We start from the raw sequence: 14,084 nt of genomic DNA, 5'->3' as shown, positions 1-14,084 counted from the left end.
ATACGACCGGTATCGGACAGTATGTACACTTTAATTTGAAATAATGCTATTTTTCTGAATCTTCGATCCTTTATTCTGTCATGCTGTGGCTTCTATGATCCCTGCGTTCTTCGCGATCAGCCTCTTCCATCTTACGGATATATCGCTTTAACTCCTCTTTGTGAGTCTCCAATTCCACCAGACGTGCGGATGCACCATCAAGAAACGATTGCATCTTATACCCCAATGTGGTGGCAGCATTACCGACCCAATGTTGCTGCAAGCGACCATGAATGGAACGCATTTTCTGATCCTGTTGCCTCAAGCGTTCCTGCAACTGCTCACATTGTGCAACTGCTCTTTGCAGATCCGACAAGGATACGGAGATTCTCCCCATGTTGCCTTCCTCCTATTATTTGAACTCGTCTGCCAGCAAGAAATCCTCACGTTTGCGTTCTATGTATTCCGCGATCTCACTAATCGATTCTTGATACCAGCGGTTGATCCGCTGAAGCGTTGCGGTCGCGTTATATGCAATCGGCGTGAACGATTGACTCTCACTGGTGGAGATATGTGTTTGGAACATCTGGATGGAAGCCTGCGCATCGCTAGAAAATCCACTCAAGCTAATCCGCATCTCCCTTGCTGCTTGTGCCAACTCCTCCGGTGTTAATTGAATCTTTCCTCCACCTGCTTGTGCGTTGGCCGCAACTGCGACCAATGGTGCTATAGCACCTCTTACAATGCTCGACACGGATGCAAGTGCTTCTTGATGAGCCGTCCAGCGTGGTGATATGCCGATCTCTTCTCCTGTTGCCCGATTAATAAGTGGTCCGACAAGATTTCCATTTTTGTCGAACTGATATTGATTCATCGAATGGTATCCTTTGCCCTCATCTTTGGAGAAGGAATCGAAAAGACGATAGACATTGCCTACTTGAAACTTATCCAGATCGATATTAATCGGTAAATCATATAATACAAGCGGCGAGTTTGCTCCCAAAGAGCGAATTGGAACCTTAAGTTGATATTGAAGCATCCAATTCTGATACATGGCATTCGCCGAATCGAAATCCTGACCTCTGTAAAAGGTGCTCCCAACGTGCCTGTCATACTCGACAATTCCGCCCGCACCGACAGAATCGTTGGGATCGACGACATTTACGACTTTACCGTCGTAATACCCCTCATTTACTTTGGCTAAACTCACATCATCCAGCAGGTTGGTCACGCTCGGTGCGCTGTAAGTCATGGCCGACAGATCCTGACGTGCCGCCACGTATTGCGCCAATCCGCCACCGAGCGAATGTCCTGTCAACGAAATACTCGCATCAGGATACGTCTGGCTCACTTTCTCGTAGAGTACTTCCGCTTGGCGAAACTGGTTGTTCTCCCATTCAATATCGTCCTTGATCGCTTCGACAAAGCTTTTTTTAAATATGTTGTGATGGTCCGGGTCCGTGACGGCATCCTCCAGCCGGCGTGTTCGGCCGCCAAGAACGTCGAACACATCGGTCTCGTAATCGGCTCCCATATCAAACCAGTTTCCACCCGGTTCAGTTCCGCGGTAACCAATAACGATCTGGTCGGTTTGTTCGTTTTGAAGCACTAAGGCGTCGAAACCTGAAACTTTATTATGTAACTCAGCACCCTCAGGCTCGACAACTTTCCAAGGTTCCAATTCTGGGAGGACAAATCCCTCGGAAACGTCTTGATATGCAAGCTTAGAAAATTTCATGTATGTCTCATCTGAAATGTAAGTTTTCAAAAAAATAAACCTCCTATATTTACTCTTAAACTTAAAATATAGTAATATACCCATATCATGATAGATGCAAGGAGTGGACACTATATTAAAAAGTAAGTCACTAATTATATTTATTTTTGTTTGTTTTGTCCTAATTATGGGAGGTTGTAGCTTTATGTCTGATGCTCGTGAAGATGCTCAAATCGTTAACAAGGCTATGGAAGCAGGAAAAACATACTTTAAAGAAAAATATGATCTCAAGGTTGAATTTACGCGCCACAAGTTCAATCCTCCCGACCTTGGGACAGACGTGGGGCTCTATGGACATTTAACAGAAGATAAGGGTACAGAAGTTTTTCTGCTTATTAACTATGAGACACTTGAAGTCGTCACTGCAGCCGTTCCCGAAGAACTTACTCAATAATGTTTCTGAGCCTCATTCTGAGGCTCTTTTCTTATATTAGACATCAATTTTACGAGACATCATCATGATATCATACATTATTTCCAGTAATCAGGATCTGCACGTCAAGGGACTTCCTTCTTTTTTCCAAGGAAATAAAATTCATTATAGGACATCTATTCCTGTCCAGGTAGTTAAACACTCAAAAACAGGAATATAGTCACACTCTTTCCCCCAAGTGAACAGTGATTCATTGAATAGTATAGGCTGTTGTTACCAGAAGAGAGAAAGTTTAATTTTCATGAATATACCAGTTAATGTAACTCCAATTGTTGTAACCGAATTTATGATCCACTAACCTATTAGTTACTAGTCTTCAATACACATTCGTAATCAATCTCAAGCAGATTACTTCACAATAATCTCAATCGGATCCATGGCTAATGCGATATCCCCGGTCATTTCCACATAGAGATTTTGTTTCCCTTTCTTGGTTACTATGAACTCATCTTCAACCTCAACCACTTGACCTGACTTAAACTCAGTTACATACCCCACATCCGTATAATTACGTTCCTCGTCACTACCGGAGAAGAAAAAACGAATGATTGGTTTTCCATGGGTAACTTCAACGGGTGTAATACCTATATATTTTAAAGTCCCTTTTACTTTCATTGTCTCACCCTTACTTGAGACAGGTGATGTTGTGACTTCAAGAACAAAATCCGATGCTTCTACACGTTTAGTAACTATATCTTCATTTTTTTCTTTTGATGAACACCCCGTAAATATTATGGATACCATTAACGCCAACATTAAGACGCTACTACTCATTTTATTAACTTCGTATCACCTCTCTCTCTCACTCTAACGAGTGATGTAATGAAAGGGTTGCTCAATCCGTTCATTGATTTCTCCGAACTATCGTTTTTAGTTCAATCATGTGTCACACGAATTCAATTAATTTCCTATCTATTTCTGCGATCTCACCAATGTCCGATGTACCATCCCAAAGGATAATTGAAGAAGCTTCATTGTTTTCAACAAAATCATCAAGTTGGCACAATTCACCCATGAACAGAGCTCCGTACTCTGTCCGTTCAGGTCCATGAAAACTTGGTTGGAGTCTAAACTTCATTAGCCCTTTGAATTCAGCCGTATCCAGATTCTGATTGGTTTCCTCAAACAATTCTCTTGTTACACACTGCTCCGCATTCTCTCCAACTTCAATAATACCACCTGGAAGTTCCCAGTTTTTTCTCCACTTATTATGCATGAATAGATACTTTCCTTGGCACTTTACCACAATTAGAGCATGTGTTAGTGGAGCATTCAGTTTACTTGTAATGACCTTATCGTACTCGATACGAATAAATTCCAAAAAAATGTTACCTCTTGAATCTGTCATGATTGCCATTTACATTCCTCCATTTTTTGTGAACAAAAATAAAAAAACGCGCTAGACCTAAGTCCTGCGCGTTCATAACACAGGATGGGAAGCGCGAATAGCATTAGACCATTCTCTTAATCATCGATATATGGGAATAATACCCACTATTACACTTTAGAGTCAAGTATATAATTTTGCTCATTTACCTATATCGTAAATCTTGGATAATCACATCGTTTAGCGAAAATCCATAAACAGCAACTTTCGATAAACCTAGGCTTAACAACATCCCGGTTCAAAGTTACAGGTACTTGTCTCATAAAGGGGATGAATTACTAGAATACTTTTTTTTCATGTGACCTTTCATCTACCTACTCGATCTAATATATAAGTAACGTTACGAACATTCTAATACTTTTAGTAAGAAAGCAGGTGAACCCTTGCATACAGATTCTATTGTCGTCAAAACCAAAGCTGGGGATCCTGAAGCATTCGTGCATTTGACGGAACCCGCATTCTTTTAAACGTAACCACTCCTGGAAATCACCTGGATTCGGAGCCCAATTCGCTGTTTTCTGATGCCAATAGAGGGGCAGTGGATACGTTAGAGGTTCTCTATGAAGGCCAGCCTCTGAGCTGGAATTCCGATTTTATGGATGGTAAGGATGCTTCCAGCTTAATCGTTCAGGTTACCAACACTACTGTCACAGACCAGAATGTCCAGTTCCCTGATCAGTTTGACTTGAGTGTAAATGTAAAGTTAAAGGGTTACGATGTCCCGTTCCAATTCGTTCTGCCTGTTACAAAAACTACGCCCGTTACCGTTCTCACTTCAAAGGAGACCAAGCATCATGATAACATTAACTTGCAGATCAGTAAGCTGGAAATTACCCCTATCACAACGCAGTTATTCGTTGAGTACAAAACCAATCCGGGCCAGAGCATAGAAAAGATGCTCGCTACTATCCCTTCGGAATACAAGGGTGCTAACGGGGGAATCATCGCTCTTCAATATGATATTGTGGATGAACATGGCGTTCAACTGAAGCCCATCGGTTCTCGCCCATTAGCGAATCTTTGAATTTAATCCTTGTTTAATTACTTTTATACTATGCTGTCCGTTATTTCAAAAAAAAGCAGCCGATCACATGGATCAGCTACTTTTTTTGTGTTAATAGTTAGACTAATTTAGAATCTCACCTTTATCTATTTTCGCCAAGCGTTTATGCCAAACTGCGAGTTGTTCAGGCGTTTGTCGCACCCAATCTTTCACTTCGCCAACAACTTTTAGTGGGGCTTTGCTGCGATATGATCGCGTCGGATTGCCTGGGAATTTCTTATCCGTCACATTTGGGTCATTCTCCCATTCCCCTGTTGGTTCAACAAGATACACGCGCGGTTCACCACCGCCTTTTGCCAACTCCGCAGCTAACCCAGCCCCATCACGCAAAGCTGTAAAATAAATGTGATTCATCACAACATCCGGATTGTAATTCGAGCGAAAGCCAGCTGTGAGCAAGTCCCCGATCTGCAAATCTGCTCGTGTCCCATGATAAAAAGGACCTTTGTCAAGAATTTCAGCCATCTCGCCACCACCCCCAAAGCTAGTAAGATACTCTATTTTATCATGAACCTGCCTCTTAGATTTTCCTCGCGTAATACATCCATAGTGCCAAAAATACGATTAAAACAAATAATAAACAAGTTAGTAAAGTGTAAAATATCATGGGATTAAAGAAACCAGCAATCATGGAGGCTATGCCCAGACTAATAAGAATAATTGCTACGCTAAGTGTGCCTGCATTCTGGAGTATTGTAACACTCCGCTCGTCATTCTCCTCAATAAACTGCTTCTTCAGCTCGGCTTCATTTTTGCTGGCTTTTATATACCTGACGAGAAAATAAGTGACGGCCACTTCAACCCCGATAAAAGCTCCTGTATGAAATCCCTTTATAAAACTAGGCAGAGCGGGCAGTCCACCTCTGTAAAATATAAGTCCTACATAGATCAATATCGTAGCAGCGGCTACCAGTGACAGTGCGTTTTTGCGAGTTTCTACTTTAATCTTGAACTTGTCCACTTATATCTCCTCCACTTCGCTGAAATCAAAAACTTCTTCAATAGCGAGTCCAAAAAAATTAGAAATTTTGTAAGCAAGAATAAGGGAAGCCGTATACTTTCCCCTTTCTAGAGAAGTGATGGTTTGCCGGGTAACACCTACAATTTGTCCCAACTCTTCCTGTGACAGTTTATGCTGCTTACGCAGTTCTGCAATTCTTGTCTTCAAGTAATCACGTCCTTGCAATGTTTACTTTGCATTTTTAGCATAGTTGACTTTGCATTTTGTGTCAAGTTAACTTTGCATTCTATATGAATTAACCCGCCCTTTATTTGAAAAAATAAACAGCTGATCACATGGATCAGCTGCTTTCTGACATTTAAGGAGTGCTAATATGTTGCATTCTAATGTCTCTATTTTACACAGTGAAAAATAAAGGATCGACTTTTAGAATTTGCGTGTTTAAATTCCCAATCGCCATATGTTTCAATTTTCGAAAACCCTGTTTGTTTCAGCGACTCATCCAATTCTTCTTGATTTCGAAATCTGATCTGCATTTTTTCATGAACTAGGACTTCGTCTGTTTTTGTATTTTTCACAGTTTCATAAAAAGTATAGATATCTCCCTCAAACCCTTCATATTCTGTAGAGATTTCAAGAGGGTCTCCACTTCGCATATCTTTAGCTAAGTCCGGCGTCCCGTCCTTCTCCCACTCTTCCCACACTTTAACCAGAGGGTTTCTAATATCAAAAATAAAGTTGCCGCCAACGTTTAGGGATCGAAATACGTCTGAGATTACTTTCTTCCAACTATCATCAGTAAGAAACACCTGTGCCACATTGGCAGTCATAATAACCGCGTCATTGGTATTGGTTTGTAAATTTGAGCTATCTCCTACAATCCAATTCACTTTGCCTGCATTATCTTTAATTCTCGCTACTTCAATTGCTTCTTCATGGGGATCAATAGCTGTAATTTTATAACCGTACTGAACAAGATGAGTCGTCCATCTTCCTGTTCCGCAGCCTAAGTCAACGATAGACTCTACTTTTAATTTATTTAGTAAGGCAAGGAAAAACTCATCGTCTTTTCCCCAATGGTTAATCTGGTCATATACTAATGGAATCATAGATGTTGTTCCCACTTTCTGTAGCATTTTTATTAGTTCATCAGATAAGAAAGGGTTTAGTCAATTAGTGTATTGCCCGTCACCTGAACAAAAGTAGCCGATTAGGTTAATCGGCTACTTTCTGTGGTTTATTGAGCTATCGTATTCCCTTAGAGTAACAAATGACGACTGGGACTGATATCATTAACAATTCAGTATCATTTGAAACCGAAATGCTTTTCAACTTCTAATAACATCTGCTCTTTATTGGACTGAGATGTTCTCATAAACCATTTTAATTGATATTGCTCTGCTTGTTGCAGGTAATGATTCGATGCTCTAACCACTGTGTTTAATGTTTCGTCCCGTGCACGTTGTGGATCTGATAAACTAGGAAACAAATCTTCCATGCCTCTCAGATGATCTCGATCTAAATAATCCGCACGAATGAGGTCATCTTCTGCAAACATATAAATAACTCGGTTGGGGTCAGCAATCTCCCTTAGATAAGCAGGTTCCATAAAAGTATCTACTACGATTGGCTTCTCTTTCCCCATCTGTAACAAATCCAAGATGATAAATTCCACACTCTCGTCAAACACGGAATTTAACCAATGACTTCTATCGTTCCCACGCCCTAAAAAGAACCATTCCCAATCAATGAAGTGTCGCAAAATTGCTGGATGATCCTGTGGATTAGCCTTTTTTTGATAATCGAACGTGTGATCATCTGAGGAATAATAATTCATATCCCATTTTGAAGAAAGTAAATTAGTCATCGTGCTTTTTCCGCCGCAAGGGCCTCCACATATCCAATAAACGTGATCTAAATATTGTCTTAATAATCGGTCTGAAATTTTCATAGTATGAACAGCTCCTAGTATAAGATTATTTTCTTATAAAAGAGAATGCCTCTTGTCCTAAATGCACTAAATGTCCAAGTAGCTGGCATTTTTACACCGCCTTTTAATTTCCATTTTCTCATAAAGTTAACCAGTTGTGAATCTTGCTCATTTATAAGAGTCATATTCCACACTAAAGTCACACGTCCACCGTAGCAGTTTGTACAATTTGCTTAAAAACTCGATCTATATTAGCCTCTTTATCCAAACTCTTCTTTACGCCCACCTCACTTAATGTTAGATTTTATAACATATAATAATGAAAGCGAGTGGGTTGAAGATGGATCTGCAACAGTTATTGACTATCCCCATTCTCTCCAAAGCAAAGGTTATTGCCGGGCATCGTGGCCTTGATCGCTTGGTGCAATCGATTAATATTATGGATGCCCCAGATATTGTCCAATTCCTGAAGCCGGGAGATATGCTGCTGACCAACGGTTATATCTTGAAAGATCGTCCGGATGCTCATCTTGCATTCATTACCGACATGCATGCGATCGGTTGTGCAGCGCTTGCGGTCAAGACACAGCGCTTCTCTCTTGAATTATCTCCGCAACTGCTTGAGACAGCCGACAGGCTGGCCTTCCCGATCATCGAGCTGTCGGAGATCGACAATACACTCGGTGAAATATTTCAACAATCGATCAGCGCCATCCTTCAGAACAAAACCCATGAGCTTCACTACGCCTTATCTATTCACAAACAATTTTCCACGATGATTATGCAGGGAAAAGGTATACCCAACATCGTAGATACGTTGTCTCAGTTACTCTCTTCACCTGTTCTTCTGCTTGGTTCGAAGAAACAGATTACGGCAAGCTCTCATTATGCACAACAGATGGATGACCAGTCTCTCGCAGGGCCCTTACTGACATTTATAGATGAGCACCCTTCCTTCCATACCGCAATCTCGATCTGCCTGCTTACTGCTGATACATATCGACACGCCGAGCTTCATCCCATCTTCACGGATCGGCATGAGGGCTATTTGATCGCACGATACGATAGTTCCGCAAGTTCTAAACTCTCCACGCTGGCACTGGAGCAAGCCGTCAATGTAATCGGTCTGGAGTTAACCAAGAAACAAGCCGTCAAGGAACGCTCCCGCCGTTACAAAAATGAATATTTCTCCGATCTCATTCAAGGCTTCATTCGTTCGGAACAAGAAGCGCTGCATCGCGGCAAGAAATACGGGCTGCAGGCAAAAGGAAGTTCCGTTCTCATCATCGCCAAGATGGATGAACCTTTACCGAACAAACCTAATCGCATTCTCACTCCCTCAGGAGAAGAGCGTTTCATCTCGGAACGAGACGCTAATTACGAGCTGATTAAGCAGGAGTTCGCCAGACTGGATATCTCCTTCGTCATGTTCACCAAGAACGACCAGTTTGGTATACTCGTCTTTTTGAACGAATCGTCTTGGGATGAACACACCGTTATTCAGCAGCTTGAGCGAATCGCGAGCAATCTGTATACAGAGTCACAGCTCAGCTTATCCTTCGGAATAGGCAATCCCTACACGAATGTACTGGATATCGGGCTTTCCTATAAGGAAGCAGTCAAGGCGCTTCAATCCGGTTATCAGATGCGAAAGACCCGCTTCGCCCATTCCTATCAGACGATGGATATAAGTCGCCTGCTGCGTATGATTCCCCACGATGAAATGCTGCAGTTCCATCAAGAAACCTTTAAACCCTTCGAAGGCCGAGATCCAAACGAGCGCAGCGAACTTATGAAGACCTTGTCCTCTTTCTATGAGAATCATTGCCAGATCGTCGATACAGCGAAAGAACTGTTTGTACATCGCAATACAGTGATCTATAGGTTGGAAAAATGCGAGAAACTAACCGGCAGGAACATTAAAGACCCGATGGAGAGCCTTCGCTTCCGACTCGCCTTTGCACTGGAGTCGCTGCTGAATGTTAACCCAGCCCCTGGCGAAGCTGATCATACGTCTTAACCGGAGAACGTGTCATGTATAATGACATGTTCTTTTGTTTTCCTTTTCCCAATCCAACCTCATTTGTACATTTTAACTGAATTAATTCTATTTTTATGTTCAGAGTAACTAATGACAATTCGTCAATCAGTCTATATCATTAGGATTATATTCATCAATGTTATATTAATTAACACCATCTCACATCAAGAAATAAACAAACATCAGGCTGTAGGAAAGGGGCTACCTATCATGGCTATACAGATACAAGGCGTATCCAAATCATTTGTCAGTGCAACCGGCGAAGATATTCAAGTACTCGCTGAGGTTTCGATGCAAATCAAGAAGCAGGAGTTCTTCAGTATCGTGGGACCGAGCGGATGTGGCAAGAGTACGATCTTCAATATTATCGCGGGTCTGCTTAAACCAACGAATGGCAAGGTTATCGTCTGTGGCGAAGAGATCGATCAGACCACCGGGCATGTCGGTTATATGATGCAAAAGGATCTACTGCTGCCTTGGAGAAGCATCTTGGACAATGTCACGCTAGGTTTGGAAGTGAAGGGCATGTCCAAAAAGGATCGCGGTGATATTGCCATGGATTATCTGGATCGTTATGGCCTGGCTTCATTCGCAGAAGCCTATCCCTCCACACTATCAGGCGGTATGCGCCAACGTGTAGCCCTCATACGTACCCTCGTTACCCAGCCCGATATTATATTACTGGACGAACCCTTCTCCGCACTTGATTATCAGACCCGACTCATCCTGGAAGATGAAATCTTATCCATTCTCAAATCCGAGGGCAAAACAGGCGTGCTTATCACGCATGACATTGAGGAAGCCATCGCCATCTCCGATCGCATTGCTGTCATGAGCAAACGACCAACGACCGTGAAGCAGGTGTATGACATCGGCCTCGCCTCGCAATATGGTTCAGCACTGAAAGCCCGCTCCGACCAGAAGTTCAAACAGTATTTTGAATCGATCTGGGCAGAGCTTGATATCCAAATGGGGAGGATCAGCTAATGAAGAGCACATCACCTAAAATCACCCTTGCCGGAAAGCCTGCTGGCGTTACGAAGAACAAGACCAAACGCAGACAATCCACCTTCTCCAAAGAATGGCTGGTCACGATGCTGTGGCGGTTCATCATTGTTGCAGTCATTCTGGTGATCTGGGAATCTGCCGTTCGCCTGAAACTGGTTAACGGATTCCTCATGGGATCACCAAGCGCCATTCTTGATGCTGCCATCAGCATGGCCAGCTCAGGACAACTGCTCACTGACGCGTTCGCAACGGTGAATGCCACCGTTATCGGCTTCGTAGCCGGAAGCTTAATCGGCTCATTGGCAGGGCTGCTCATGTGGTATTCGAAGTCGGTTGCCCGTGTGCTCGATCCATTCATTGTAGCCATGAACGGTATTCCGAAGATCGCACTCGCTCCCATGATTATCATCTGGTTCGGTTCAGGCATCTTCTCCAAGATTGCCCTTGCCTCTGTCGCAACGTTTATCGTGGCGCTATTATCCGCCTACCAAGCGACGCATCAGATCGACGAACCCCAGATTAATCTGATGAAATCCTTCGGTGCGAAGAAATCACAAATTTTCCGCAAAATTATCGTTCCTTCCTCTCTGCCATGGATCATCTCGGCCTTCCGGATCAATATCGGTTTGGCACTGGTGTCTGTTGTAGGTGGAGAATTCATCTCTTCTGACAAAGGACTCGGACATATGGTGTTCGTCGAAGGTAACCTATTCAACCTTCCGGCCGTATGGGTTGGCGTGTTCATGCTTATGCTGGTCGCGATGCTCCTCTACACCTGTGTCGGTTATATCGAATCCCGTCTTCTTCCATGGAATGACAACAAGAACAGCAGCAAAACCACATCTGTCTAGACTGACCCGCAACGACTAACTTAACTACAACCATTAAAGGGGCCTGGTGACTAATGCGTACATTCAAAAAGATAGCTATTCTGGCAACGATGACGATGATATTGACCACACTGCTAAGCGCTTGCGGAAGCAATGCCGCAACACCTGCAAATGGCGGAGGTACATCCAGTAATGAGGGGCAAGATACTGCGAAGGTGGATAAAATCATGGTGTCCGAGGTGTATCACAATCTGCTCTACCTTCCGCTCTATGTAGCGAATAACCAAGGATTCTTAGAGGAGAATCGCATTGAGCTATCCTCCATCCGTGCTGCAGGAAGTGGACCAACAGCATTGTCATCGGTCATCTCAGGCGAGTCCGCATTCTCATTCCACGGTCCGGAGCATGTCGCATTCGCGAATGCCAAGGGTGGAGATGCTCGTTCATTGGTCCTTCTGTCCGGCAGTGCTCCTGTATGGGCGGTTGCACGAGAAGGAGTAACGGTGGGCACAACAGCGGATTTCAAAGGTAAAACCATTGTTGTAGGTTTGGCACCCACAAGCTCCAACAGCTTACTGCGGAAGCTTTTCGCTGACAACAACATTGATATCGACAAGGATGTGACGATCACTGAGGTTCAGAACGGCTCCGAACTTGGTACTGTATTAGCAGGCAAAGCCGATATTGCTATCGTTTACGAACCCCAACTGGATCAAGGCGTTGCTGAGGGGCTGCACATTGTCCATGATTTCACGAAAGATTATCCTGACTTCGCCTTTGCAACGATGAATACAACCGCAAGCTTCATTGAGGAGAATCCTGACCTCACCCAGCGCTTCGTCACCTCTATCGAGCAAGCCCTGGACTATATTCAATCCAATCCTGATGGTGCCAAAGCAGTCGCTGTGAAGGAGTTCCCTAATCTGGACAAAGAAGTCGTGGAACAAGCCGTACAACGTATGATTGACAGCAAGGTATACCCTGCTGAGGGGCTCATCAACGAATCAGCTTTTAACACCGCAATCGATATGCAGCGCTTCATCGGCAATCTGAAGGAAGACCTCGCTTACGAGGACATTATCGATTCAAGCTTCACCAAATAGAGAGAGAAAGGGTGATTACTCTGAAACAGGACGACTATCTCACACACCGCCGTACGGAAAGTGCGAAATACACGAACGGAGTTATTACCAGCGAGGAACTTGATCTATTTACAGCTGACTTGGAGCTCATTCGAGGTTTCAAGTTGCCAGAAGAAGTCGGTCCCAATGCTCCGCATAGGAGGGTGCCTCTCCGATGATTACCAAACCACTGAACGAGCTGACGATTGCTGAAGCCGCAACATGGATTAAAAACAAGACGATATCTCCTGTTGAGCTTACAGAGTCCTATTTGAATCGCATTGAGAACGTAGAGCCTGCTGTGCAAGCCTTCGTTACAGTTACAGCCGAACAGGCTTTACAGGCCGCAAGAGAGTCTGAGCGCAAGCTGATGAATGGCGAATATCTCGGTCCTCTGCATGGCATTCCATATGGAGCCAAAGACATTATCCATACCGCCGGCATACGTACCTCGGCCGGATCGAATACCTATCCTGACTTCATCCCAGAGACGAATGCAACTGTGATTGATAAGTTGCAGGCTGCCGGCGCGATCCTGCTCGGCAAGACAACAACGACGGAATATGCCTTCCAGGGAGGAGAACCGCCAACCCGCAACCCGTGGAATCTAGAACATACCCCAGGCGGTTCCAGTTCAGGCTCCGCCGCTGCTGTAGCGGCTGGCATGGCCTCCTTCACACTCGGAACGCAGACCTTTGGATCTTTGCTCAGACCCGCAGCTTACAACGGATTAACCTGTATGAAACCCACTTACGGCAGGGTAAGCCGTAACGGTGTCATCACAGCCAGTTGGAGCCTGGATCATATCGGCGCTTTCACTCGATCCGCACAAGATAACGCGATCGTACTGGAAGCGATGGCCGGGGAAGATGAGCTGGACTCCTTCACGCTTCCTTATGGCAAGCCCGATTTAACCAATAATCTTGAGCATCCTGTTTCCGGAATGGTGATCGGGCTACCAAGCAACTTCTTCCAGACCGATGAACCGGCGATCTTGTTAGCGGTAGAGTCGGCACTCGCTGTACTTGAGAAGCTGGGCATGCAATGGAAGAAAGTTGATCTGCCTTCGTATATGGAAAAGACCATTGCTGCTCATCGTACGGTTATGCGGGCAGAAGCCGCTGCCTTCCATCAGGAACGCTTTGCGGAAGCCTCCGATCGCTACGGTCACACGATGCGGGAGCAGCTTGAACTTGGCTACCAGACGAGTGCCGTTGATTATTTGCAGGCACAGCGCATTCGAACGATATTCCGCAGCGAGATGATGATGCTTTTCGATGAAGTGGATGTGTTATTGACTCCATCAACGCCGTATGTGGCCCCCTATGGCTACAAGACAGGTAGTCCCATTTTCAACGGCCCATTCACCAATACAGGGCTACCCTCCATTACGGTTCCCATCGGGTTCGATACTTCCTCAGGGAAGCAACTGCCTATCGGCATGCAGCTTGCCGGCCCGCTCATGGGAGAAGACCGCCTGTTGTCCATCGCTCATCATTATCAGCAGGCTACGAACTGGCATCAGTTAACACCAAATATACACACTTATTAGGA

Annotated in this window: 16 protein-coding genes; 7 read left to right on the top strand and 9 right to left on the bottom strand. The window is 44.2% G+C overall.

Annotated elements, in window-relative coordinates:
- Positions 1-70: 70 nt before the first annotated feature.
- Positions 71-376 carry a WXG100 family type VII secretion target gene (locus tag MKY73_RS06330; RefSeq protein WP_339306303.1) on the bottom strand — a complete coding sequence of 102 codons (306 nt, stop codon included), beginning with the start codon at positions 374-376 and terminating at the stop codon, positions 71-73.
- Between the two features lie 15 nt (positions 377-391).
- Positions 392-1,747: a hypothetical protein gene (locus tag MKY73_RS06325; RefSeq protein WP_339306302.1), complete on the bottom strand. Its 1,356-nt coding sequence runs from the start codon at positions 1,745-1,747 to the stop codon at positions 392-394.
- A gap of 154 nt (positions 1,748-1,901) precedes the next feature.
- Between MKY73_RS06325 and MKY73_RS06320 the strand changes: the two genes are divergently transcribed.
- A complete protein-coding gene (locus MKY73_RS06320; protein WP_339306300.1) occupies positions 1,902-2,150 on the top strand; it encodes a hypothetical protein in 249 nt (82 codons plus the stop codon).
- Between the two features lie 387 nt (positions 2,151-2,537).
- Here the strand turns inward: MKY73_RS06320 and MKY73_RS06315 are convergent, their stop codons facing one another.
- Both MKY73_RS06315 and MKY73_RS06310 read right to left on the bottom strand, forming a co-directional pair.
- Entirely contained in the window at positions 2,538-2,963 is a 426-nt protein-coding gene (locus MKY73_RS06315; RefSeq protein ID WP_339306298.1) for a hypothetical protein, read from the bottom strand.
- Between the two features lie 112 nt (positions 2,964-3,075).
- A complete protein-coding gene (locus tag MKY73_RS06310) occupies positions 3,076-3,546 on the bottom strand; it encodes an NUDIX domain-containing protein (protein WP_339306296.1) in 471 nt (156 codons plus the stop codon).
- A 568-nt stretch (positions 3,547-4,114) separates the two neighbouring features.
- On the opposite strand from MKY73_RS06310, the gene MKY73_RS06305 reads away from it, so the two are divergent.
- Entirely contained in the window at positions 4,115-4,600 is a 486-nt protein-coding gene (locus MKY73_RS06305) for a DUF5643 domain-containing protein (RefSeq protein WP_339306294.1), read from the top strand.
- 102 nt (positions 4,601-4,702) lie between these two features.
- Here the strand turns inward: MKY73_RS06305 and arr are convergent, their stop codons facing one another.
- The 5 genes from arr to MKY73_RS06280 form a co-directional block, all read right to left on the bottom strand.
- On the bottom strand, positions 4,703-5,104 hold the full coding sequence (arr, locus tag MKY73_RS06300; protein WP_339236610.1) for an NAD(+)--rifampin ADP-ribosyltransferase: 402 nt from the start codon (positions 5,102-5,104) through the stop codon (positions 4,703-4,705).
- A gap of 55 nt (positions 5,105-5,159) precedes the next feature.
- Positions 5,160-5,600, bottom strand: a complete 441-nt coding sequence (locus MKY73_RS06295; protein ID WP_339306292.1) for a hypothetical protein — start codon at positions 5,598-5,600, stop codon at positions 5,160-5,162.
- Entirely contained in the window at positions 5,601-5,807 is a 207-nt protein-coding gene (locus tag MKY73_RS06290; RefSeq protein ID WP_339236614.1) for a helix-turn-helix transcriptional regulator, read from the bottom strand.
- 185 nt (positions 5,808-5,992) lie between these two features.
- On the bottom strand, positions 5,993-6,709 hold the full coding sequence (locus MKY73_RS06285) for a class I SAM-dependent methyltransferase (RefSeq protein WP_339306290.1): 717 nt from the start codon (positions 6,707-6,709) through the stop codon (positions 5,993-5,995).
- A gap of 197 nt (positions 6,710-6,906) precedes the next feature.
- Positions 6,907-7,551, bottom strand: a complete 645-nt coding sequence (locus tag MKY73_RS06280) for a hypothetical protein (RefSeq protein ID WP_339306289.1) — start codon at positions 7,549-7,551, stop codon at positions 6,907-6,909.
- A gap of 319 nt (positions 7,552-7,870) precedes the next feature.
- Here MKY73_RS06280 and MKY73_RS06275 point away from each other — a divergent pair, with 319 nt between their 5' ends.
- From MKY73_RS06275 to MKY73_RS06255, 5 genes are all read left to right on the top strand, one after another.
- On the top strand, positions 7,871-9,550 hold the full coding sequence (locus MKY73_RS06275; RefSeq protein ID WP_339306288.1) for a PucR family transcriptional regulator ligand-binding domain-containing protein: 1,680 nt from the start codon (positions 7,871-7,873) through the stop codon (positions 9,548-9,550).
- A 231-nt stretch (positions 9,551-9,781) separates the two neighbouring features.
- Positions 9,782-10,558: an ABC transporter ATP-binding protein gene (locus MKY73_RS06270; protein WP_145323717.1), complete on the top strand. Its 777-nt coding sequence runs from the start codon at positions 9,782-9,784 to the stop codon at positions 10,556-10,558.
- The gene (locus tag MKY73_RS06265; RefSeq protein WP_339306286.1) at positions 10,558-11,430 is read left to right on the top strand and encodes an ABC transporter permease; all 873 of its coding nucleotides are present in this window, start codon (positions 10,558-10,560) and stop codon (positions 11,428-11,430) included. The genes MKY73_RS06270 and MKY73_RS06265 overlap by 1 nt, the downstream gene beginning before the upstream one ends.
- Before the next feature lie 53 nt (positions 11,431-11,483).
- Entirely contained in the window at positions 11,484-12,512 is a 1,029-nt protein-coding gene (locus MKY73_RS06260) for an ABC transporter substrate-binding protein (protein WP_339306284.1), read from the top strand.
- Positions 12,513-12,705: 193 nt separating this feature from the next.
- Positions 12,706-14,082: an amidase gene (locus MKY73_RS06255; protein WP_339306282.1), complete on the top strand. Its 1,377-nt coding sequence runs from the start codon at positions 12,706-12,708 to the stop codon at positions 14,080-14,082.
- Positions 14,083-14,084: the final 2 nt, after the last annotated feature.

Origin of the sequence: Paenibacillus sp. FSL R5-0519, from assembly GCF_037974275.1 — a bacterium.
GTDB lineage: Bacteria > Bacillota > Bacilli > Paenibacillales > Paenibacillaceae > Paenibacillus.
Note: the sequence above shows the minus strand (reverse complement) of the source record. Positions and strands in the feature narration are given on the sequence as shown.